This window comes from Streptomyces sp. NPDC026659 (assembly GCF_040638245.1).
Taxonomy (GTDB): Bacteria; Actinomycetota; Actinomycetes; order Streptomycetales; family Streptomycetaceae; genus Streptomyces.
This window is the reverse complement of record NZ_JBEZXY010000008.1, coordinates 140,669-163,254: the sequence shown is the minus strand read 5'-3', so window position 1 is coordinate 163,254 and position 22,586 is coordinate 140,669. Positions and strand designations below refer to the sequence as shown.

Below are 22,586 nucleotides of genomic sequence, written 5' to 3'. Positions count from 1 at the left end.
CGTGCGTCGGTCACGGTGCTGTGCGTGTTCGCCCCGACGCCGTTCGTGACGGGGCGGTCCGGCCAGACCAGCATCGGCCACGCGACGACGCTTCGCCACCGCCCGGCCCGTCAACCGCCCTGGACGGCGCGGTGCAGGGCGGCCACGGTCCACACGAGGGGACGGCGCGCGGCGAGGGCGGCCTGCGCCGCGTTGGCGCCGGGCGCGCCGTGCACCCCGCCGCCGGGATGCGCGGAGGCCGAGGCCAGATACAGGCCCCGTACCGGCGTCTCGGGGCGGCCGGTGCCCGGGATCGGACGGAAGACGGCCTGCTGGTGCAGATTGGTGGTGCCCGCGTTGAGCGCGCCCTCGTTCAGGTTGGCGTCGGCCGCCTGGAGCGTGGGCGGCGCCAGGACGCGCCGGTTCACGATGCGGCCGCGGAAGCCCGGCGCGTACTCCTCGAGGCGCTGCTCGATCCGGTCCGCCATGATCTCGCGCTCCGCGGCGTCCCAGGTCCCGTTGAGCGGGCCGCCCTCCGCCGCGTCGCCCCGGATGTCCCGGGGCAGATGGGTGTACGCCCACGCGGACTCGGTGCCCGCGGGCGAGCGGGTGGGGTCGGCGGTGGTCATCTGGCCGAGGAGCAGGAAGGGCCGGTCCGGGACGAGCCGCATGGCGATCTGTGCGGCGAACCGGGTCAGCTCGTCCATGCTGTCGGCGATGTGGACGGTCCCCGCCCGGCCCGCCTCCTCGGCCCTCCACGGGATCGGGCCGTTCAGCGCCCAGTCCACCTTGAAGGTGGCGAAGTCCCACTGGAACCGCTCCATGTCCGAGCGGACCCGCTCCGGCAGATGCTCGGGCGCCACCAGGGCGCCGTACAGCTCGGGGGCCGACACGTCGGCGAGGACGGCCCGGCGCGCCGGGACCGCGTCACCGTCGGCCGTACGCACCCCGAGGGCCCGGCCGCCGTCGACGACCACCCGGGTCACCCGCGTGCCGCAGCGGACGGTGCCGCCGCGGCGCTCCAGCCTGCTCCGCAGGGCGCGGGTGAGGGCGCCCGCGCCGCCGACCGGCACCGGGAAGCCGTACGTCTGACCGAGCATGGTCATGATCCAGCCGAAGCCCGCGCCGCCCGCAGACTCCGGGCCGAGGTCGGCGTGCAGGGCGGTGCCCGCGACCAGCAGGCGCGCGGCCTCGCCGGTGAACTCCTCCTCGCCGAAGCGGCGCACGGGCAGCAGCATGTTCCGCGCGAGCCGGAGCGTTCCGTGGGCCCGCATCCGCAGGGCCAGCGCCACCAGCGGCTTCACCGGAGGCATGGTCGCGAAGAGGGCGCCGAGCAGGTCCTTGCCCGCCCGGTCCCAGGTCGCGCACAGCTCCTGCCAGGACCGGCCGTCGCCGTCGGCGAAGCTGTCCAGGTTGCCGGCGGTGGCGTCCCGGTCGCGCTCCAGGACCGCGCAGCGCCCGTCGGGCAGCGGATGGGCCAGCACCGCGGGCGCGTGGGACCAGCGCAGCCCCTCTTCCTCCAGGCGCAGGTCCCGGATGACCGGGGAGGCCGCGGCCAGGGGATAGAAGGAGCTGAAGAGGTCGTTGACGAAGTCGGGGTGCACCCCGTGGTCGCTGCGCACCGCGCCGCCGGGCGTGTCCGCCGCCTCCAGCACCGTCACGCTCCAGCCGTGGTCGGCGAGGATGTTCGCTGCCACCAGGCCGTTGGGTCCGGACCCGATCACCACCGCGTCAGTCATGGCCGGCCTCCCCGGTCGCCGAGGACGGCGTGGGCGGGGCGGAGTCCCCGGGCCGCTTCCTCGGATGCGTCTCCTCCACCACCCGGGCCAGCCGCGCGAGCATGCCCCGGTGGCGCAGCTGGATCGCCGCGTCGAGGAGGGTGTTGTGCAGCCGGTCGCCCAGCCCGCTCAGCGGATGCTCGTCCACGACGACGAGCGTGTTCTCGCCCCAGGGCCGGATCTCGAAGGCGATCCGCGCGCTGCCGAGCGTGCTGCGCGCCTCCAGCTCCAGATGCTCCGGCGGGTCGTAGCGGCGGACCACGGTGTAGCTCCGGGCCACCTTGGGACCGAGCGGGACCGTGTAGGAGAGGGACGAGCCGAGTTCGGGCCAGTCGCCCTCGCGGGGTGCGGTCTCGGCGGTGCCGACGACCCAGTCCGCGTAGCGATAGGGGTTCGCCAGCACGCTCCACACGTCGGCCGGAGCGCGTTCGATGAGCTGGTACCGGATCGCCACGGTCTTCTCCTCGCGGACGGCGCTGCATTCCCCGGTCCCCGGGTAACCCCGTGGGTACGGCTCACACGCCGTCGCCCGGGGCCGTACGGCCGGCCGAGGGCCCCGCGCGGCGCGGAACCGCGACGGCCGGCGCGGCCCTCGACGGGAGCCGCGGGGGCGGGCCGCACCCGTCGACGGGATCGCGCGTGCCGTCGGTCCGGTCGGCAGTACGCGCGGCGCCCGCATCCGTCGTCCCTACGGCTTCCATCCGGCGGGCGCCCGCACACGCTCGCGTGTCCATTCCGGGAACGCGCGCGCCGTGGCCCGTACGGGGCCGGACCACGGCGTGCCGGGCGTCAGCCGCGAGGAAACGCGTCAGTCGCGCGCGAAGGCGTTGAGCAGCGGCAGGCCCTCGGCGAAGCGGCGCACCTGTTCCACGATCAGCCGCTCGGCACGCGGCCGGAACGCGGCCGAACCGCCGCCGACATGCGGGGTGATCAGCACCCCCGGGGCGTGGCGCAGCGGGTGACCGGAGGGCAGCGGCTCCGGGTCGGTCACGTCGAGGGCGGCGCGCAGCCTGCCCCCGGCGGTCTCCGCGAGCAGGGCCTCGGTGTCGAGCGTGCGGCCGCGTCCGACGTTGACGACCAGCGCGCCGTCGGGCAGCGCGGCCAGCTCCTTCGCCCCCAACAGCCCCTCCGTCTCCGGGGTTTCGGGCAGTACGAGGACGACGATGTCGGTGGTGCGGAGCAGTTCGGGCAGTTCGGAGACCGGGTGCACGTCCTGCTCCGGGCGGGGGCGTCGCGCGACCCGGGTGACCTGTGCCTCGCAGGCCAGCAGCCGCTGCTCCAGGGCGGCGCCGATCGAGCCGTAGCCGACGATCGTGACCCGCGCGTCCGCGAGCGAGCGGGTGAAGTGCGGCTCCCAGCGTCCGGCCGCCTGGTCGGCGACCCACTGCGGCAGGTCGCGCTGCGCGGCGAGGATCAGGCCGAGGGCGTGCTCGGCGGTGGAGGCGTCGTGCAGCCCGCGCCCGTTGTACAGCGCGACATCGGGGGGAAGCAGCGGGAGCAGCTTCTCGACGCCCGCGCTGAGCGACTGCACGGCCTGGAGACCGGTCAGCCTGGGCAGCAGCCGTACGGCGTCGGGAACGGCGTACGGCATGACCCACAGGCCGACGCGGGCGAGCGTCTCCGCGTCCGGCTCGCTGTCCGGTGTCACTCCGTCCCAGACGTGCACGCGCACGCCCTCGGGCCAGGCGCCGTGGCCGCGGTCCAGGTCGGGCCAGGGGAGAAGCACGTCGGTGGCGGAGTCGTGCACAGCTCTGGTCAACGGGGTCTCCTTCTCGTACGGTTCTTCCCGTCCAGTGAAACACTTTCCACCTCACGGAAAACAGGGGGTCAGGAATGACAGCGACGTCACCTGCCACCGAGACCGCGGTGCCCGAGGGGGCGCCCACCGGGTTCTGGCGTTCGGCGCGGGCCCGGTATCTGATGCCGGTCGCCTTCGTCACCTACTCGCTCGCCTACCTCGACAAGTCCAACTACGCCATCGCCTCGGCGGGCGGCATGGCCGACGAGCTGCATCTGTCGGCCGGCACCGACTCCTTGATCGCCGCGTCCTTCTTCCTCGGCTACTTCTTCTTCCAGATACCCGGCACGATCTACGCCGAGCAGCGCAGCGCCCGGCGGCTGGTCGCCTGGTCCACCGTGACCTGGGGCGTACTCGCCGTCGTCCAGGGCCTGTTGAGCAGTCCGGCGCAACTGATCGCGGTGCGCTTCGCGCTAGGGGTGGTCGAGGGCGCGGTGCTGCCGTCGATGGTGATGCTGCTCAGCCGCTGGTTCACGCGCGGCGAGCGCGGCCGCGCCAACACCGTTCTCATCCTGGGCAATCCGGTCACGGTGATGTGGCTGTCCGCCGTCTCCGGCTGGCTGGTGTCGGTCTCCGACTGGCGGGTGATGTTCGTCGCCGAGGGCGTCCCCTCCATCCTGTGGGGCGTGGCCTGCCTCTGGCTCATCAAGGACCGCCCCGAGCAGGCGCGGCTCCCCGAAGCCGAACTCCGCCACCTCGAAGCCGACTTGGCCGAACAGCGGGGCGCCGCCCAGCCCGTCGCCGGGACGCTGCGCGAGCAGTACACGAGCGTCGCGCGCTCGCCCCGCGTCCTCCTCATGGCCGCCCAGTACTTCTTCTGGTCCTTCGGCATGTACGGCTTCGTCTTCTGGCTGCCCGCCATCATCAAGAAGGGCTCCGGCGAGGGCATCGGCGCCACCGGACTGCTCACCGCCATCCCCTACGCCTGCGCGGCCGCCGCGATGCTGTTCAACTCCCGGCTCTCCGACCGCAGCGGCCGCCGCCGCGCCGCCGTCTGGCCCTGGCTCGCGGGCGGCGGACTCGCCCTGCTCGGCTCCTACGCGGCGGGCGGCAACTTCCCCCTGGCCCTCACGCTGCTGGTCGTCGCGGGCCTGTGCCTCTACGCGCCCTACGGCCCCTACTTCGCCCTCGTCTCCACGCTCGCCCCGCCCGGGGTCGCGGGTGCCGCCGTCGCCCTGGTCAACTCCTTCGGCGCGCTCGGCTCCTTCGCGGGGACCTATCTGGTCGGCTGGGTGCGCGGTACCCCGCTCGGCGACGCGGGCGCCTTCGTCCTGATGGCGGTCTGCGCCCTGTTCGCCGCCGGACTCACCCTCACCGTCCCCGAGCCGAGGACCGCCGCCCGGCCCGCCCCGGTACGGTGATCATCCAAGCGGCGGCCGGGCCACCCGCCCCGGCCGCCGCCCACGGCACCACCCCGCACCAGAGAACCGCCCCGCACCGCCCCACAGACCCCAGCCCGCTCGCGGCACCCCACCACGGAGGACCACACGGTGACCACACCATCCGGCGACGACATGCTGGGCCGGGGACTGCGCCTGCTGAGCGTGCTCGCCGAGCACCCGGCGGGACTCGGTGTGAGCGCCGCCGCCCGGGCCGCCCGGCTCCCCGTCAGCAGCGCCCACCGCATCCTCGGCCGACTGGTGGAGGAACGCTTCGCCACGTACGACGAGGACGCCCGCCGCTACGCGCTCGGCTCCCGTGTCCTCGAACTCTCCCGGGGCTTCCAGCGCTCGGCCGCCGGCTACTCGGCCGCCGCCGGACCCATGGGCCGCCTCGCCGCCCGCACCGGACTCCCCGTCATCGCCGGAGTCCTCGACGGCGCCGACGTGCTCCTCGTCCTCACCGTCCAGGGCACCCAGCACCTCCAGCTGCGCAGCGCCGAGGGCACCCGCAACCCCTGGCACGCCACCTCGCTCGGCAAGGCGCTGGTCGCCCAACTCCCCGAGGCGGAAAGGGAGGAGCTGCTCAAGGGCCCCCTCCCGGCCGTCACCCCGCGCACGGTGACCGACCCCGAGCTGCTGCGTGCCGAACTCGCCCGCGTGCGCGAGCGCGGCTGGGCCGAGGTGGACGAGGAGAACGAGATCGGTGTCCGCTCGCTGGCGGCCGCCCTGCCCGGCACGTCCCGGCGCGGCCCGCTGCTCGCCGTCTCCCTCGCCGCCACCGTCATCCTCACCGAGGCCGACCAACTCCGCGCGCAGGCCACGGCTTTGACGGAGTGCGCCGAGGACATCGCCGCCCGCATGACCCCCTGACCACGCGTCTTTTGATCGCAAGGCCCCGAACGCACGGAGACCCCCGCACGAGGCGGGGGTCTCCGTCACGGCCGGGACCGGCGCCCACGAGGACGCCGCTCCCGGCCGGTACACCTGGTGATCAGGTGCGGTAGGCGTAGAACGCCGCCGTCGGGTACGACGCGACGAGGGACGCCACCGACCTGTTGTAGGTGTTGGTGGAGTGGTACGTCACGTACGGCACGCCCTGGGCGTCCCGGTTGGTGACGATCATGGTGTGGTCCTTGGACCCGTCCTTGTTGAAGTCCATCTGGATGACGTCACCGAGGTCGGCCTGGAACACGTTGGCCAGGGGGGTGACGCGCTTGGACGACAGGGCGAACCACGAGAACTCGTTCACACCGACGAAGGAGTCCGACTGGATGTCCTTGGTACCGAACCACTTGTGGAAGTCGTTCGTGTAACCCGGGACGTGCTTCCAGCCGCCCGCCTTCAGGGACTGGCTGACGAAGTTGGTGCAGTCGCCGCCGGCCCCGGCCCCGTTGAAGTCGGGGTACTCGGTGTTGTAGTTGTTCCAGTACTTCGTGGCGTACGCGACCATGGCCTTGTAGTCATAGCCCGACGCCGTCATGTTCTTCGGGTTCGCGGGCGCGGGCCGCGTGGTGGCCGACTTCGGGGCGTCCGGCGGGCCGTCGTCGGCGGCGGTCGTGGCGGTGGCCGGCTTCGCGACCTCCGGCTTGGCCACCTGGTTGACCGCCAGGTAACCGTCGTCGGTGTCCTTGACGCCGGTCAGCTGCCAGTCGCCGTTGCCGTCCGCCTGGAACGTCAGCTCGTGGTGGGCCTGGAACCCCGTGGTCTTGGGCTGGTTGGCCCGGACCTTCTTGTAGGTCAGGGAGGTCGTCTCGGTGACGGCCACCGTGGCACGACGCCCCTTGACCTGCGTGGCGTCGAGCTTCACGCTCGTGCTGCCCGCGCTGTACTGCTCGCCCAGCTTCGCCAGACGGTCCTTGCGGCCGCGCAGCTGGGACAGCGCGGACTTCTCCTGCCGCGTCTGCGTGCCCGACAGACGCACCTCACCGGTGAACCGGTGCGTGCTCTGCTGCGGCGCGCTCTGCGCGGCGCCGCCCACCAGGGCCTGGGTGCGGTCGGTGAAGACCGCGTCCGCCAGCTTCTGGAAGGTTGCCTTGGTCCCCGCGTCGACGGTCGGGTCGTTGGTGACCGCCGCGCCCGCACTCCAGTTGGGCACGAGCGCCACGCCCGCGACCACCGAAGCAGCGGCGGCCGACACTATGGCGGCACGGCTCCGCTTACGGCTCAGTTTTCTCGACTTCAATGATGTTCCCCTCTACTCCGGTACACAGACCGGGACTCCGGTTACAGAGACCGGGCGAACGCATCTTCGCATGCCGCCTGCGACGGGTGTGAAGAAGGTGTGCACAAGTGGAACCAGATGGTTTCAAACGTCACTTGACGACCGCGGCCCAGTCCGGCGACTGCGCCGGGTCCAGGCTGCGCAGCCCCGCCAGCGTCTGAGGCGTCTGCACGTCCATCCAGTCGGCCAGCTCCTTGAAGGACACGCACTTGACGCCCTTCTTGCTGCACACGTTCTTGATGACCTGGTCGATCGACTTCATGTAGATGCCGCCGTTCCAGTCCTCGAAGTGGTTGCCGATGAACAGCGGCGCACGGCTGCCGTAGTACACGCGGTTGAAGCCCGCCATGTACGAATCCACCGTCTGCTGCTCCCACTTGGGATACTGGGCCGGGTCGCCGTGGGTCTCGCCCTTGGACTGGTTGTAGAGGAAGTTGAAGTCCATCGACAGGCCCTGGAACTTGCCCGACTCGTACGGCAGCATCTGGAGCGGGAAGTCCCAGATGCCGTTCTTCTTCGTCGGCCAGATCTGGAAGTCACCGGCGGAGCTGGCGTCGTAGCGCCAGCCGAGCGGCTTGATGGCCTTCAGCAGGTTCGCCTGGCCCTCCAGGCAGGGCGCCCGGCCGCCGGTGACCTCCTTCTTGAAGTCGAACGGCAGCGGCGGGATGTCCTTGTAGCCGGTGTTGGTCTTCCAGTTCTCCGTGAAGGAGTAGAACTGGTCGATCTCGCTGCGCCACTCCTGGACGCTCCAGTCGCCGCCGCCCTTCTCACCGCAGAAGTGCCCGTTGAAGTGCGTGCCGATCTCGTTGCCCTCGTCGTACGTCTTGCGCAGCTGCTCCAGCGTCTCGCGTATGTGCTCGTCGGTCGCGTAGTCGATGGCGGCGTCGCCCGGCTTGTGCTGCGGCGGGTGGTAGAGGTCCTTCTTCGTCTTCGGCAGCAGATAGATGCCGGTGAGGAAGAACGTCATGTGGGCGTTGTACTCCTTGGCCAACTCCCGGTAGTGCGAGAAGAGATGGTCGCTGCCCTCCAGCGCGCCGTCCCAGGAGAAGACGACGAACTGGGGCGGCTTCTCACCGGGCTTGAGCCGGACCGGCTTCAACGTGCCCTTCTGCGGGCCGGTGTAGGAGGTGGAGCCGTCCCCCAGCACCTTCGTCCGCCCGTCCCACTCCGGCTCCTTGACCGTGTTCGGCTGCTTGGCCGGGGAGACGGCCGAGGCGGTGCCGTCCTCCTGGGTCAGCAGCAGATACCCGCCGACCGTGGAGCCGATCACCAGCAGCAGGGCCACGGCGATGGCGCCGGGCCCGACAGCGCGTTGCGGGGTGGTGCGTTCCTTGCGGCGGCGGCCTGAGCTCGATTTCATACGGACTCAATCTCCGGTGCGGGTGCGGGTGACAAGTCGGGCGGAGGGAGCGGCCGTTGACGGCCTTCGGGGGTCAGTCGATGCCCATGGCGCTCGACCAGATGCCGAACGGCACGCTGTCGGCCGTGGTGCCGGCCACGCCCTCGAGCGGCAGCGGTTCCAGGCTCTTGGTCAGGTCGATGCGGTAGATGACGACGGCGGTGGACACCGACTTCAGGCTGCCCGTGTACCACCGGGCCGTGTCCTTGTCGGTGGTGCCGTCCTTGCCGGACGCCGCGGTGGTGGCGGCCGCCGTGGAGTGCGAGAGACGGAAGTTGTCGGCGAGCGCCTCGTCGACCTGCTCGGCCACCTCCGGCCGTACCGCCCGGCGCCGGTCGGGGACGGTCAGCGTGACCGTGGCGCCGTTGCGGGTGATGCGGCGCACCGAGTACGGCTCGGTGTGCACGCCGCTCCCGGCGAAGGTGGCGTAGCCGCTGGCCATGCGGATGGCGCTGGGGGTGGAGTTGCCGAGCGACAGCGCGGGCACCTGCGGGCCGATGCTGGAGGCGAGCAGCCCGGACCGCGTGGCGGTCGAGGTCACCTGCTTCAGACCGGTGTCCATGCCGAGCTGCATGAACGGGGTGTCCACCGACTTGGCCAGCGCCTGGCGCAGGGTGAGCGGGCCGTAGGACTTGTTGCCGTCGTTGTGCGCGGCGACCTTGCGTCCGCTGCGGTCCCAGTACGGCCCCTCGGGCGTGGTGACGGGCACACCGTCGTTGCCGTCGTAGACGGAGTCCGGGCCGACCGGGGTGCGCGTGCCCTCGCGGGTCTTGCTCACGCCGTGTTCCAGGCCCGCCGCGTAGACGAACGGGGTGAAGGCCGAACCGGCGGGCACCGTCGTCGCGTTGGACTCGTTGTAGCCCTGCTCGCGGTGGTCGGGGCCGCCGTAGACGGCGACGATCCGGCCGTCGGTGGCCACCGAAGCCGCCCCGTAGTGGGCGGACTTGGCGCCCTTCGGGTCCTTCTTCGCCGCTTCCTGGCGGGCCTTGGTGACGGCGTCCGTCAGCTTGCTCTCCCGCTCGCGGTCGAAGGTGGTGTAGATCTGGTAGCCGCCCAGGTCGAACTGCCGGTCCGAGATGTGGGCGGACTTCCTCGCGTACTGCGAGGCCAGCTCCACCAGATAGTCGCTCTGCTTGCCGGTGTCGAAGACCTGCGCGCTCTTCAGCGGCTCGGGGAACTTGGTGTACTTGGCGCGCTCGGCGGGGGTGAGCTTGCCGATCTTGACCATGCGGTCGAGGATCCAGGTCCAGCGCTCGACGGCCCGGCGGTGGTTGGCCTTGCTCAGTGTGGGGTCGTACAGGCCCGCGCCCTTGAGCAGCGAGGCGAGCATCGCGGCCTCGCTCGGGTTGAGCTTGCTGACGTCCTTGCCGTAGTACGCCTGGGAGGCGCGCTGGATGCCGTAGGTACCGCGCCCGAACCAGCTGGTGTTGAGGTAGCCCTCGAGGATCTTGTCCTTGCTCATCCGGTTGTCGAGCTTGAGGGCGATCATGGCTTCGGTGATCTTGCGGCTGACCGTCTGGTTCTGGGTGAGGTAGACGTTCTTCACATACTGCTGCGTGATCGTCGAGCCGCCCTCGGTGTCGCCCTCGCCGACCGTGCGCCACACGGCCCGGCTGATGCCCTTGACCGAGATTCCGGGGTCGGTGTAGAAGCTCTCGTTCTCCGCCGCGAGGACGGCCCAGCGCACGCCCTCGGGGATGTCCTTCAGCGGCATCGCCTGCCGGCGCACCCAGCCGGTACGGGCCATCGGGGTGCCGTCGGACCAGAAGTAGACGTTGTCCTGCTGGGTGGCGTACGAGTTGAGGTTGGTCGGGACGTCGGTGGTCGCGTAGGCCACGGTGAGGAAGAGGCCGGTCAGGCCGACGGTGCCGAGGAAGGCGGCGAGCCACTGGCGCCAGGAGGGTATCCAGCGCCGCCAGTCGTCGCGGCCGGGGCGCGGGTAGACGGGCCGCAGACGGCGGGCGTACGGTGCGGCCTTCTCGGCATAGGGAGCGAGGGCGCGGCCGACGGGGGCCAGGGCGCGTCCGGCGGGCGCGAGGGCGGCAAGCACCGGGGTCGTCACGACGGCCAGGCGGCCGGTCGGCTTCTCGGCGCGCCTGCCGGGTTTCGTGGCCCCGGTCCGTGGGCTCTTCGGGGCGGTGGGGAGGGCGAGCTGCATCGTTTCGTCGGACGGCGGCGAGACGATCTTGAGCTGCATGGTCTCGTCCGGGCGGATCTCGGCGACCCGGAGCTGCATGGTGGCCTCGGGCTCGAAGCCGGGGGCGCCCGTGGCCGTTTCCTGCTGGGCGGTCCCGTCCGCGCCCGTACCGTCCGCGCCCGTACCGTCCGAGGCGTCGCCGGACACCCGCGTGTCGTCCTGGTCCGCCGGGGCGGCGTGGTCAGCGTCCCGCCCCTTGCGTCCCCACGACCGCTTCGGCGTCACACGCCGTCCGTGGCCGCTCCGGCCGCCGTCCCTGGCGTCCGCCCCCTGCCCTGCCTCGGTCACGACAGAGTCTCCTCCCCGCTCGGTGGTGCTCGCGTGGGCAGACGCACTGGGCGGACACGGGTGACCGTAACGACGGCACCGGTGGCCTTTTTCTTTCCCCCTGGTCCTACATCTGCTCGCGAGCTTCACAAATTATCAGCTCATACTTTCGAGCTCTGGGGGTCAGGGTCTGTTACGCGTCGAACGGTGCCAGGTATGTGATCGAAACGGTCGGGATGTAATTGGCGTGAGCATGTCCGGTGATTGCGTGAGGGGTGAACGACCCGCACCCGGCTTTTGTGCGGCGGCTGCGCGACGGCACTGGAAGACGGTGCCCGCGGCCGCTCCGGGAAGATCGCCGCACCGCGCCGGATGTGCTCAACTTCCGTACAGAGCTTGTCCGATGGTGTGCGACACTCGGTGACCGGCAGCATTCATCCGGCCAATTTCGCGCGACGGAGTCCGCCATGACGACCGGCACCCCCGACCCCCGGCAGATCGACACCGGCGTGGCCCATCCGGCGCGCGTGTACGACTGGCTGCTGGGTGGCAAGGACAACTTCCCGGTGGACGAAGCCGTCGGAAAGACGCTGCCGCCTCAGGCCCGGGACGGGGCCCGGCAGAACCGCGAGTTCATGCACCGCGCGGTCGCCTGGCTCGCCGGGCAGGGCGTCGACCAGTTCCTGGACATCGGCAGCGGCATCCCGACCGAGCCGAACCTCCACCAGATCGCGCAGCGGGTCCTCCCGGGCGCCCGGATCGTCTACACCGACAACGACCCCCTCGTCCTCCGGCACGCCGAGGCGCTGCTCACCGGCCGCCCCGAGGGCGCCACCGACTATGTCCAGGCCGATGTCCGCGACTCCGACGCGATCATCGAACGCGCCCGGCGCACGCTCGACTTCGACCGCCCGGTCGCCCTGTCCCTGATAGCGCTGCTGCACTTCCTCGGCGACGACCAGAAGCCCTACGACCTGGTGCGGAACCTCGTCGCCACCCTCCCCTCCGGCAGCCACCTCGTCCTCTCCCACGCCTCCTCCGACATCTACCCGGAACTCTCCGCCCAGGTGACGGACGAGTACGCCAGGGGCGGCATCCGGCTCGCCTTCCGCACCCGCGCCGAGGTCCTGCGCTTCTTCGACGGCCTGGAACTGGTGGAACCGGGGTTGGTGACGGCGCCGGAGTGGCACCGGGGCGCGGCGGCTCCCGGGGAGGAGGGGAGCGGGATCTATGTGGGGGTGGCGCGGGTTCCGTGACATCGATCATGGTCGGCTAACGCACCGGTCGGGGGCTCCGCTGGGGTTCGCGGAAAGATCGCCGGGCGGGTGCCGGGGCTGGTTACGGTCCGCTCGTGTCGGTGGAGGACCTGGCGCGCAGCCGCGTGAACCTGATCGGATCAATCCGTGACGGGCAGGCACTCGGTGAGCAGGGCGACGATGTCGCGCCAGGCTCGCTGTGCGTGCCGTGGGTGGTGGCCGACGCCGGGAGGCGCGGCGTGGTCGACCGGTGGGTGGTGGAAGGCGTGGAGGGCGCCTCCGTAGACCACGAGGCGCCAGTCGACGCCCGCTGCCTGCATCTCCGCGGTGAATGCCTCCCGTTGTGCGGGTGGCATGATCGGGTCTTCCGAGCCCACCCCGGCCCAGACCGGGCAGCGGATGCGTGCCGCCTCGCCCGGCCGGCCCGTGATCAGCCCGTTGACTGTCGCGATGGCGCGCAGGTCGACGCCATCGCGACCGAGTTCGAGTGCGACCGCGCCCCCGGTGCCGTAGCCGATGGCGGCGGTCCGGTCGGGGTCGGCCCGTGGTTCGGCACGCAGCACGTCGAGCGCGGCGTGACCGATGCCTCGCATGCGGTCGGGATCGGCGAGCAGCGGCATGCAACGGGCCAGCATTTCCTGCGGGTCTTCCAGATAGCGTCCGCCGTGGAGGTCGAAGGTGAGCGCCACGTACCCCAGCTCGGCCAGAGCCTCGGCCCGTCGGCGCTCGACATCGCTGAGCCCCGTCCCCTCGGGCCCGATGAGGACCGCGGGCCGACGCTCGGCACCGGCCGGGAGCGCGAGGTGCCCGATCATCGTCAGGTTGTCGGCCGGGTATGCGACCGTACGGGTGGTGACCGTCGTCATACGACGGGACGGTAATGACCGTTGCGCCCGCTCGGGGTGGTGTTCACCGATGGCAGACAGCGGTCTGTCCCGACTGCATCCCCGGACCGTCGCCGTCGGCCGGCGAACTCCAGCGCGAACTCCAGCGCGAGCGAATCACTGGACGCGTGCGCGGAGTTGGTGCTCACCTCTCGGTCCGCAGCTCCACCGGATGGCCCGGCTCGCCGGTGATGAACTCCAGTAGAAGCGCGGCCTCCTCGGCCACCGCCTCCTTGTTCCGCTCGGGTGCGTCGGTGAACAGGGTCACGGTGAGGCGGGTCGTGGAGCGGTGCCGTTCCGTTTTCCATACTCCGGCCACGAAGCCGTCGAGCAGGACCGTCGGCAGGACGCGGCCGCCGGGGCGGAAGACGCGGGGGCGGTAGGCGTCGGGGATCACGCGGGTGCGGTCGTGGTGGGAGAGCAGCAGGTTGTCGTACTCGGGGAGCAGCCGCACCGGGGCCAGGGTGTCCCCGTCGGGGACGGAGGTGTCCGGCAGGTCGAACAACTCCGTGCCGTTCTCGTCCCGCAGCACCGTCAGTTCGCCGCGCAGCCGCTTCAGGACCGCCGTCATGCCCGTGAGTCCGGACCAGACCTGGACGTCCTTGGCCGTGGCCGGACCGAACGCCGCGAGATGGCGGCGCACCAACTCCTCCGGTTCCTCCGCGTCGTGGCAGGGAGCGCCCAGCCACGAGTCCGCCGTCACATAGGTGGCGCTCGACCCCGAGCCCCAGGAACCGCTGGGCGGCCGCTGCACCACCGGCAGTGCGCAGCGCAGCGCGATGTAGGAGAGCGCGGGGGCGTCGCGGTTGGGGTACGACTTCAGCAGGACCTCGCCCAGCTCGCCGAGCGCATACGGGCGCTGCCCCAGCAACTCGCGTGCTTCACGGGCCAGTTCACCGAAATCCAGTCCCTCCGCCCGCTTGCCCATGAAGCCGCGCATCGCCTTGGTGAGGGCGGGGCGCAGCGAGGTGCGCAGCCGTAGACAGTCCTCGGCCGTCACCACCTGGAGCGTGGCCCGGAGCATGGTGGCCCGCACCACCTCGCCCCGTTGCATCGGCCCGGTGAGATCCGCCTTGCCGAATCCGTCGAGGCGCGACCACAGGCCGACGTAGGGGGCGTTGGGCACCTGTGCCTGGAGTGCCACCAGCCGGCCGAGCGCATCGGACACGGACCGCTCGTCCCGGCGCAGCAGCAACTGGCGTTGCAGAGTCGCCCGGTTGAGATCCCGGACGCTCAGGGTCCTGCCGCTCATCGCCTTGCCCCGCTTCCTTCCGTGCGCCACGGTGGAACGGTCTCCGCGGCCATCCCATCACGGGCCGCGTCACCCCACCGGCCCTCACGCGTCATCTCCGGTCGGTTTCAACTTAGGTAAGCCAAACCTAATGTCGGATAACATCCAGCTCACAGCGCCAATTCCGGGAGTCCGCTTGTCCCAGACCGTCGACACGACCGCGCCCCACCCCGCCGACACCGACGGATACGTGGAGCTGCGCTCCAAAGACGAACTGCGGACCCTGCTCGGGGAACCGATGCCGCTCGTCATCGACAAGGTGCACGGTCAACTCGACGACCAGGACCGGGACATCCTCGCCCGCTCACCCTTCTGTCTGCTCTCCACCTCCGACAGCCGGGGCAACTGCGACGTCTCGCCGCGAGGGGACGGACCCGGTTTCACCCACGTCCTCGGGCCCTCGACCCTCGCCCTCCCCGACCGGCTCGGCAACCGCCGGGCCGACAGCTTCCACAACATCCTGGAGAACCCGCACGCCGGACTGCTCTACCTCGTCCCCGGCGGCACGGACGTGCTCCGCGTCAACGGTCGCGCCCGCATCCTGACCGACGCGCCGTTCTTCGACGCGATGACCCGCGACGGAAGACGGCCGCTGCTCGCACTCGTCCTCGACATCGACGAGATCTATCTGCACTGCCCGCAGTCGCTGCGCCGTTCGGGCCTGTGGAACCCGGACACCTGGCCCGCGCGTTGAGGCCGCCGGCCCGGCGCCGCCCCCGAACCGGCGCCGGGAGAGCCGTGCCGTACCGGGGCTGACCAGCGCGAGTAAGGGTAGGCTAACCTTACTTCGTGAGTTCCGGAGAAGAGAAACCCGAGGCCCCCCGTATGCGCGGCCACGAACTGGCCGCGTACGACGTGACCGTGGCCTACGGCGGCACGGACGTGGTGCACGGCGCGGCGATCACACTGCGCCCCGGCGAGGTCACGGTCCTGGTCGGCCCCAACGGCAGCGGCAAGTCGACGCTGCTGCGCACCCTGGCCCGGCTCCAGCGCCCCCGCTCCGCCACGCTCACGCTCGGCGGCGGGGGAGGAGACGGCGAAGGAGGCCGGGCCGGGCAGGATCAACAGCCGCTGGACGGGCTGGCCCTGACCGCCCGTGACTTCGCCCGGCGCGTGGCCCTGCTGACCCAGGGCCGTCCCACGCCGAGCGGGCTGACCGTGCGGGACATCGTGGAGTTCGGTCGCTACCCGCACCGGGGCCGCTGGTCCCGCGCCGACCCGAAGGGCGCGGACGCGGTACGCCGCGCGCTCGCCCTCACCGACCTCGAAGGGCTCGCGGACCGGGGTGCCGAGCATCTCTCCGGCGGTCAGCTCCAGCGCGTCTGGCTCGCGAGCTGTCTCGCCCAGGACACCGGCGTCCTCCTCCTCGACGAACCCACCACCTACCTCGACCTGCGCTATCAGGTCGAACTGCTCGACCTGATACGGGACTTGGCGGACGAACACGGCATCGCCGTCGGCGCCGTCCTGCACGACCTGGACCAGGCCGCCGCCGTCGCCGACCGCGTCACCCTGCTGAGCGCGGGGCGTGTCGTCGCCGACGGCCGCCCCGAGGACGTCCTCACGTCCGAGCGCCTGACCGAGACCTACGGCATCCGCATCGATGTCGACCCCGACCCCCTGACCGGTCGCCTGCGCACCCGCGCCGTCGGCCGCCACCACGCCCGCACCGGAAGGCTCAGCACCACCTCATGAGACGCCACCTCGTCGCCCTCGCCGCCCTGTCCGCGACCGCCGTCGCCCTGACCGGCTGCGGCACCACCGAACCCGCCGCCAAGGACTCCGGCAAGGCCGCCGCCCAGAGCATCACCCTCACCGACGCCACCGGAGCGAAGGTCGAACTCGACGGTCCCGCCAAGAAGGTCGTCGGCACCGAGTGGAACGTCGTGGAGAGCCTCGTCTCGCTCGGCGTCGACCCCGTAGGAGTCGCCGACGTCAAGGGCTACAAGGCGTGGGACGCCGCCGCGCCTCTGCCGAACTCCCCCAAGGACATCGGCACCCGGGGCGAGCCCAGCATGGACACCATCGCCTCGCTCTCGCCCGACCTGATCGTGGCCACCACCGACCTGCCGGCCGCCGCCGTCAAGCAACTGCGCAAGATAGCCCCGGTGTTGGAGGTCCGCTCCGCCAAGGCGTCCGACCAGATCGGGCAGATGAAGACCAACCTCGACCTGATCGCGCGCGCCACCGGCACCACCGAGAAGGCCACCGAGGTGAACAAGGCGTTCGACGCCAAGCTCGCCGAGGGAAAGAAGAAGCTCACGGCCGCCGGGCACGCCGGTGACTCCATCGCCTTCGCGGACGGCTACGTCGCCTCCAACCAGGTCTCCATCCGTCCCTACACCAGCGGTTCGCTCATCGGCGCCGTCAACGAGCGCCTCGGCCTGAAGAACGCCTGGAAGCTCAAGGGCGACCCCGCCTACGGCCTCGCCGCCACCGACGTCGAGGGCCTGTCCGCCGTCGGCAACGCGCGCTTCGCCTACATCGGCAACGAGAGCGAGGGCACCGACCCGTTCAAGAAGGACCTCGCCAAGAACGCCGCCTGGAAGTCCCTGCCCTTCGTGAAGAAGGGCGACGTGCACCAACTGCCCGACGGCATCTGGATGTTCGGCGGTCCCCGGTCCATGCAGGCGTACGTCGACGCCGTCGTCGCCGCCCTGACGAAGTAGCGCCATGGCCGCCACCGCAACAGCCCCCACCGCCACGGCACCGGCGGACGGTTCCAGGACGGGCGCGGTCGCGGTGGCGGCCCTGCTCGTGTGCCTGGTCGCCGTCCTCGCGGTCCTCGACATCACCCAGGGCACCTCCTCCGTCGGCGCGTCCGAGGTCTGGAAGGCCCTCACCGGCCGCGCCGACGAGGCCGACGCCTCCGTGGTCATCGCCTCCCGGCTGCCCCGCGCGGCCGCCGGACTGCTGGCCGGAGCCGCTCTCGGCATGGCAGGGTCCGCCCTGCAGACCGTCAGCCGCAACGTGCTCGCCTCCCCGGACACCCTCGCCGTCAACGCCGGTTCCTACCTCGGCCTCGGCGTGCTCACCGCGAGCGGGGCCACACTGCCCCTGTTCGCCTCGTCCGGCGTGGCCTTCACCGGCGGACTCGTCGCCGCGGCCGTCGTCCTCGCGCTGGCCGGACCCGGCGCGGGCACCGTACGGCTCGTCCTCGCGGGCAGCGCCCTCTCGCTCGGCCTGTCCGCCGTCACCGACGCCCTGCTGCTGCTCTTTCCCGAGCGCACCCACGGCCTCTACCTCTGGAACCAGGGCAGCATCAGCCAGAACGGCTTCGACGGCGTGCTCCGGATGGCACCCGTCGCCGCCGCCGGACTCCTCGGACTCCTCCTGGTCGCCCGCCGATTGGACGCCCTCGCCCTCGGCGACGAGGCCGCGCGCGGTATCGGCGTCCCGGTCCGCGCCACGCGGACCACCGTGGTGGTGTGCGCCGCGCTGCTCTCCGCGGCGGCCGTCACCCTGACCGGCCCCGTCGGCTTCGTCGGCCTGTGCGCCCCCGCCCTGGTGCGGCCCCTGGCCCGCAAGGTCAGGCCGTTCGTCCGCGTCCGGGCCAACCTGCCCGTCGCAGGACTGGCCGGTGCGGGACTCGTGCTCGGCGCCGACGTACTGCTGCGCGCGTGCATGTCGGAAGAGCTGTCCGTCGCCGTCCCGACCGGCGTCGTCACCAGCCTCCTCGGCGCCGTGTTCCTCGTCGGCATGGCCCTGCGCGTCCGCGACACCACCAGCGCGGCCGCGCCCGAGCGGCTGCGCATCCCGAGCCGTACCGCCTTCCTCGCCACGGTCGCCGTGCTCGTCGCCGCCCTCGTCGCAGTGGCCATCGCCGGAGTCCTCCTCGGTGACACCAAACTCCTCCTCGGCGACGTCGCCAACTGGGCCCAGGGGCAAGCCGGTCAGGCCGTCGGCTTCGTCCTCGACACCCGGGTGCCGAGAGTCGTCGCGGCCCTCCTCGCGGGCGCCGCCCTCGCCCTGTCCGGCACCCTCGTGCAGGCCGTCACCCGCAACCCGCTCGCAGAACCCGGCATCCTCGGCGTCTCCGGTGGCGCGGCCCTCGGCGCGGTTCTGCTCGTGACAACCGTCCCGCTCGCGGGGTCCTGGGGCATCGCCGGGGCGGCCTTCGCGGGCGCCGGACTTGCCTCCCTGCTGGTGTTCGGACTCGCGGCGCGCGGCGGCTTCGGGCAGAGCAGACTCGTCCTCGTCGGCATCGGCGTGTCCACCGCCGCCATCGCGCTCATCAGCCTGCTCATCGTGCTCACCGACCCGTTCAACGCGACCAAGGCGCTGACCTGGCTGTCCGGTTCCACCTACGGCCGTACGCTCCCCGACGCCCTGCCCGTCGCCGGAGCGCTGGTGCTCGGCATCGCCGTCGCCGTCGTACGGCGCACCGAACTCGACCTGGTCTCGCTGGACGACGACACGCCCCGGCTGCTCGGACTGCGCACCGCACCGGCCGGATTCGGACTGCTGGCCGTCGGCGTGGTGCTCAGCGCCACCGCCGTCGCCGCCGCCGGGACCATCGGCTTCGTGGGCCTGGTCGCCCCGCACGCCGCCCGCGCCCTGGTCGGCCGCAGACACGCGCGTGTCGTCCCCGTCGCGATCCTGCTGGGCGCCGTACTGGTCGGCACCGCCGACCTCCTCGGCCGCACCGTCATCGCCCCGGCCCAGCTCGGCGCGGGTCTGATGACCGCCGCGATCGGCACGCCGTACTTCCTGTACCTGCTCGTCCGCACCCGCCGATAGAATCTGACGGTTCGTCAACTCAGGGCGTGCGTCCCGACAATGGGGCGCACGCCCTGTTTGCATGAGCCCTGGACGCGCCCCCCGGGGTACGACGAGAATGCGCCGTACCGAAAGCGAACGGCCGTTCCACGGCCGCCCGGCTTCTCAGGAAGGCAGGTTGGCCACGTGCTGCTGCGTCTGCCCACGTCCGTGTCCGAAGCGCGAGAACACCTCGCCGAAGGAGCCGTCCCGATAGGCGGGGCGACGCTGGTCTGGGCCACCTGGCAGCGCGACGGATTCCCCGTGCAGGCCATGTCGCTGCGCGAACTCCCCGAGGCCAACGTCCTCGGCCGCGAGGAACTCGGCGGCGCCGTCGTCCTCCACCGCGTCGACGAGCGCGTCCCCGAGGTCCTGCGCCAGGCCGCCGGTTCCGTCGGCACCGGCGCCGTGCGCCGCGCGGCCACCGTCGGCGGCAACCTCGCGGGCAGCAGCCTGCGCTGTCTGCTCCCGGCCGCGCTCGTCCTGGAGGCCCGCGCCACGGTGCTCACCGCCGACGGGGTCTACGAGACCGACTTCGCCGAAGTCCTTGCCAAACGCCCGGTGTTGCTCAGCCTGCGCTGGCGCACGCCGGTCGCGAGCGCCTACCGCAAGCTCCCCGGCGAGGCGGGCGGACCCCCGCCGCTGGTCGTCGCCTCCGCGCTGCACGCCCTCGGTGGCGACCGCTACCGGCTGTGCGTCGCCGTCCGCGACGGCTACGAGGTCCTCAGCGAATCCACCGAGTGCGGCGCCGACCCCCGCGAACCCCTGCGCGCGCTGCGGGCGACACCGGTCGGCGAGGTGTCCGGGGCGTGGGAGACCGTACGGTCGCAGGTGGTCGAGCTGACGGGGCGCTGAGGCGGTATTCACCTTGTGCGACTGACGAGTCGGGCCCCGATGCGTCCTGCGCATCGGGGCCCTTCGGCTGTCGCCGCCGAGCCGTCTCACACGGCGCTGTCGCGCAGCTCCGCCAGCGTCGCGGTCGTCAACTGCCGGGGCGGCGCGCCGTCTTCCACCAGCACCACGTCGCAGTGAGCCCCGTGCGTCAGCGCGGCGGTCAGGCTGCCGTCCGCGAACTGCGCGAGCGCGCCGCGCGGCGAGCGGCCCACGGCCACGGCGCGGGCACCCACCCGGGCGGCGTGCTCGGCCAGTACCCGGCCCGCGGCCGCGTGGTCCCCCACGCTGGTCAGGATCCGGCCCGTGGCGGCGATACCGTGCGCGGCGAGCCGGTCGAGATGCGCGGTGACGGCCGCCCGCGCCGCCTCGACGCTCTCCGTCTCCGCCGCCTGCTCCTCCACCACGGCGGTCTCGTGCACATGCACCACCTCCAGCGGGGCGCCGGAGTCGCGGGCCAGCCGGGCGGCCGCGTCCACGATCGCGTCGGCCCCCTCGTGCGCCCCCACCGCGACGACCACCGGCGGCGCATCCGTCGTGGCCGGAGCGCCCACGACGGTGAGCGACGGCGCCGGCGGCGCGCCCTCCTCCGGGCGCGACTCGGCCTGCCGCAGCAGCCGGTGGCCACCGGCCAGCACCGGAATCGCCAGCAGGAACGTGGCGGCGCCCAGGTAGAACGGCACGCTGAGGTCGGTCGCTTCGGCCAGCCTGCCCGCCACATAAGGCGCCAGGCCACCGCCGATGAAGCGCAGGAAACCGTAGGACGAGGAGGCCACCGGGCGTTCCACGGGAGAGACCAGCATGACGGCCTGGGTGGTCAGCGTGTTGTTGATGCCGATGAAGGCACCGCTCACGACGACCGCCGTGATCACCACCGTTGGGCTGTCCACCCCGGCCGCGATGACCGCCATCACGATGCCGAGGCAGACGAGATTGACGTACAGCACCGGCGCCGTACCGAAGCGCGCCTGGAGACGCGGGGCGAAGAACACGCTGAACGCCGCGACCAGCAGACCCCAGCCGGTGAAGACCAACCCGAGCCGGTGCGCGTCCAGTTCCATGGGGTACGGGGCGTAGCCGAGCATGGTGAAGAAGCCCCAGTTGTACAGCAGCGCCATGATGCCCATGGTCAACAGGCCCCGGTGGCGCAGCGCCTTGAGCGGGGCCAGCGGCGAGGTGGGCCTGGCGGGCTTCGGCAGGGACGGTACGAAGGCGAGCGTGGCGACCAGCGCGATCGCCATCAGCACGGCGACGCCGAAGAACGGCCCGCGCCAGCTGATCGCCCCCAACTCGCCGCCCAGCAGCGGTCCGACGGCTATCCCGAGGCCGAGCGCGGTCTCGTACAGGATGATCGCGCCGCCGAAGCCGCCGCTCGCGGAGGCCACGATGACGGCCAGCGAGGTCGCGATGAAGAGCGCGTTGCCCAGCCCCCACCCGGCCCGGAACCCGACGATGCCGTTGATGGAGCCGCTGGACCCGGCGAGGGCGGCGAAGACGACGATGATCGCCAGGCCGATGACCAGCGTGCGCTTGGCGCCGAACCGGCCGGAGAACCAGCCGACCACCAGCATCGCGACCGCGGTGACGATCAGATAGCTGCTGAACAGCAGGGAGACCTGGCTGGGGGAGGCGTGCAGGCTCTCGGCCAGGGCGGGCAGGATCGGGTCCACCAGACCGATGCCCATGAACGAGATGACACAGGCGAACGCGACGGCCCAGACGGCCTTCGGCTGCCTGAACGGGCCGGCGGCCTTTCCATGCGGTGCAGTCATTACCGCTTCTCTCCAGTCATGACGTGACGGGGACAGAGGACTCGACGGGACGGAATCGAGGGGGAGTTGTGTGTGATGCGTTGTGTACGGGCGCCTCGGTCCCGGACGGGTTCGGCGCTCCGGCGCTAGCGCGCTCCGCCCTCCTCGATCGCGCGGGCCAGCGCCGGAAGCGCCGTACGGACCGCCGCCCGTTCCTCGTCGGGCAGCCGCTCCAGGAGCAGGCCCAGCGCCTCCGACCGCTCGGCCCGGCGCTGCCGGAGCACCTCCAGGCCGGTCTCGGTGGCCTCGACCAGCACGCCCCGGCCGTCGGTGCGGTCGGCGGTGCGCCGTACCAGACCCGCCCGCTCCATACGGGTGACGAGCTGGGTCATGTTGGGCTGGGTGGCGTTCTCGGCCCGGGCCAGTTCGGTCAACCGCTGCGGACCCTCGCGGCCCAGCCGGCCCAGCGCCGAGGAGGCGGCGGTGCTCAGGCCCCCCGCCGTGGCACCGCGGCGCACGTAGCGCACCAGGTGCTCCACGGCGAGCATCAGATCGTCGGCCGACGTGTCGTGCCGAGGCCCGCCAGGGTTCATAACCCGCTTATGCATAACTTCATTATGCAGATATGTGTACCGTGAAGCAATAGTGGCCATCGGCCGTACCCCGACCAGGATTTACGCCGCGGACCCACCCGGGAACCTCCTCTTAAAGGCGCCGAAACAGCGGAGAAACCG

At 71.8% G+C, this 22,586-nt stretch carries 18 protein-coding genes; 8 read left to right on the top strand and 10 right to left on the bottom strand.

The window, feature by feature from the left end; genetic code table 11:
* Positions 1 to 110 precede the first annotated feature (110 nt).
* The 3 genes from AB0E91_RS21270 to AB0E91_RS21260 all read right to left on the bottom strand — a co-directional run bounded on the left by AB0E91_RS21270 (position 111) and on the right by AB0E91_RS21260 (position 3,516).
* Positions 111 to 1,718 (bottom strand): NAD(P)/FAD-dependent oxidoreductase, encoded by a 1,608-nt coding sequence (locus tag AB0E91_RS21270; protein WP_361783976.1) that lies wholly within the window; start codon positions 1,716 to 1,718, stop codon positions 111 to 113.
* Positions 1,711 to 2,211: an SRPBCC family protein gene (locus AB0E91_RS21265; RefSeq protein ID WP_361783973.1), complete on the bottom strand. Its 501-nt coding sequence runs from the start codon at positions 2,209 to 2,211 to the stop codon at positions 1,711 to 1,713. The genes AB0E91_RS21270 and AB0E91_RS21265 overlap by 8 nt, the downstream gene beginning before the upstream one ends.
* A 354-nt stretch (positions 2,212 to 2,565) precedes the next feature.
* Positions 2,566 to 3,516 (bottom strand): 2-hydroxyacid dehydrogenase, encoded by a 951-nt coding sequence (locus AB0E91_RS21260; RefSeq protein WP_361783970.1) that lies wholly within the window; start codon positions 3,514 to 3,516, stop codon positions 2,566 to 2,568.
* 74 nt (positions 3,517 to 3,590) lie between these two features.
* On the opposite strand from AB0E91_RS21260, the gene AB0E91_RS21255 reads away from it, so the two are divergent.
* Together AB0E91_RS21255 and AB0E91_RS21250 are read left to right on the top strand one after the other, a co-directional pair.
* Positions 3,591 to 4,916, top strand: a complete 1,326-nt coding sequence (locus AB0E91_RS21255) for an MFS transporter (RefSeq protein WP_361783967.1) — start codon at positions 3,591 to 3,593, stop codon at positions 4,914 to 4,916.
* Positions 4,917 to 5,045: 129 nt separating this feature from the next.
* Positions 5,046 to 5,807, top strand: coding sequence for an IclR family transcriptional regulator (locus AB0E91_RS21250; RefSeq protein WP_361783964.1), 762 nt, complete (start codon positions 5,046 to 5,048; stop codon positions 5,805 to 5,807).
* Between the two features lie 121 nt (positions 5,808 to 5,928).
* On the opposite strand, the gene AB0E91_RS21245 is transcribed toward AB0E91_RS21250, so the two are convergent.
* The 3 genes from AB0E91_RS21245 to AB0E91_RS21235 form a co-directional block, all read right to left on the bottom strand.
* Entirely contained in the window at positions 5,929 to 7,053 is a 1,125-nt protein-coding gene (locus tag AB0E91_RS21245) for an amidase domain-containing protein (protein ID WP_361784585.1), read from the bottom strand.
* Between the two features lie 196 nt (positions 7,054 to 7,249).
* A complete protein-coding gene (locus AB0E91_RS21240; protein ID WP_361783961.1) occupies positions 7,250 to 8,518 on the bottom strand; it encodes a hypothetical protein in 1,269 nt (422 codons plus the stop codon).
* Between the two features lie 73 nt (positions 8,519 to 8,591).
* Positions 8,592 to 10,793, bottom strand: coding sequence for a transglycosylase domain-containing protein (locus AB0E91_RS21235; RefSeq protein WP_361784582.1), 2,202 nt, complete (start codon positions 10,791 to 10,793; stop codon positions 8,592 to 8,594).
* A gap of 695 nt (positions 10,794 to 11,488) precedes the next feature.
* Here AB0E91_RS21235 and AB0E91_RS21230 point away from each other — a divergent pair.
* Entirely contained in the window at positions 11,489 to 12,277 is a 789-nt protein-coding gene (locus AB0E91_RS21230; protein ID WP_361783958.1) for an SAM-dependent methyltransferase, read from the top strand.
* Positions 12,278 to 12,417: 140 nt separating this feature from the next.
* Here AB0E91_RS21230 and AB0E91_RS21225 read toward each other — a convergent pair whose 3' ends face one another.
* Together AB0E91_RS21225 and AB0E91_RS21220 are read right to left on the bottom strand one after the other, a co-directional pair.
* Complete coding sequence (locus AB0E91_RS21225) at positions 12,418 to 13,143, bottom strand: dienelactone hydrolase family protein (RefSeq protein ID WP_361783955.1); 726 nt, start codon at positions 13,141 to 13,143, stop codon at positions 12,418 to 12,420.
* Positions 13,144 to 13,306: 163 nt separating this feature from the next.
* A complete protein-coding gene (locus AB0E91_RS21220) occupies positions 13,307 to 14,413 on the bottom strand; it encodes a winged helix DNA-binding domain-containing protein (RefSeq protein ID WP_361783952.1) in 1,107 nt (368 codons plus the stop codon).
* 142 nt (positions 14,414 to 14,555) lie between these two features.
* Between AB0E91_RS21220 and AB0E91_RS21215 the strand changes: the two genes are divergently transcribed.
* From AB0E91_RS21215 to AB0E91_RS21195, 5 genes are all read left to right on the top strand, one after another.
* Positions 14,556 to 15,146 carry an MSMEG_1061 family FMN-dependent PPOX-type flavoprotein gene (locus AB0E91_RS21215; RefSeq protein WP_361784579.1) on the top strand — a complete coding sequence of 197 codons (591 nt, stop codon included), beginning with the start codon at positions 14,556 to 14,558 and terminating at the stop codon, positions 15,144 to 15,146.
* Between the two features lie 131 nt (positions 15,147 to 15,277).
* Positions 15,278 to 16,147 (top strand): ABC transporter ATP-binding protein, encoded by an 870-nt coding sequence (locus AB0E91_RS21210; RefSeq protein ID WP_361784576.1) that lies wholly within the window; start codon positions 15,278 to 15,280, stop codon positions 16,145 to 16,147.
* A complete protein-coding gene (locus tag AB0E91_RS21205) occupies positions 16,144 to 17,121 on the top strand; it encodes an iron-siderophore ABC transporter substrate-binding protein (protein ID WP_361783949.1) in 978 nt (325 codons plus the stop codon). The genes AB0E91_RS21210 and AB0E91_RS21205 overlap by 4 nt, the downstream gene beginning before the upstream one ends.
* Before the next feature lie 4 nt (positions 17,122 to 17,125).
* A complete protein-coding gene (locus tag AB0E91_RS21200) occupies positions 17,126 to 19,192 on the top strand; it encodes an iron ABC transporter permease (protein WP_361783946.1) in 2,067 nt (688 codons plus the stop codon).
* A 165-nt stretch (positions 19,193 to 19,357) separates the two neighbouring features.
* Positions 19,358 to 20,065 (top strand): FAD binding domain-containing protein, encoded by a 708-nt coding sequence (locus tag AB0E91_RS21195; RefSeq protein ID WP_361783943.1) that lies wholly within the window; start codon positions 19,358 to 19,360, stop codon positions 20,063 to 20,065.
* A gap of 86 nt (positions 20,066 to 20,151) precedes the next feature.
* Here AB0E91_RS21195 and AB0E91_RS21190 read toward each other — a convergent pair whose 3' ends face one another.
* Positions 20,152 to 21,873: an MFS transporter gene (locus AB0E91_RS21190; RefSeq protein ID WP_361783941.1), complete on the bottom strand. Its 1,722-nt coding sequence runs from the start codon at positions 21,871 to 21,873 to the stop codon at positions 20,152 to 20,154.
* A 125-nt stretch (positions 21,874 to 21,998) separates the two neighbouring features.
* The gene (locus tag AB0E91_RS21185; RefSeq protein ID WP_361783938.1) at positions 21,999 to 22,460 is read right to left on the bottom strand and encodes a MarR family transcriptional regulator; all 462 of its coding nucleotides are present in this window, start codon (positions 22,458 to 22,460) and stop codon (positions 21,999 to 22,001) included.
* Positions 22,461 to 22,586 lie beyond the last annotated feature (126 nt).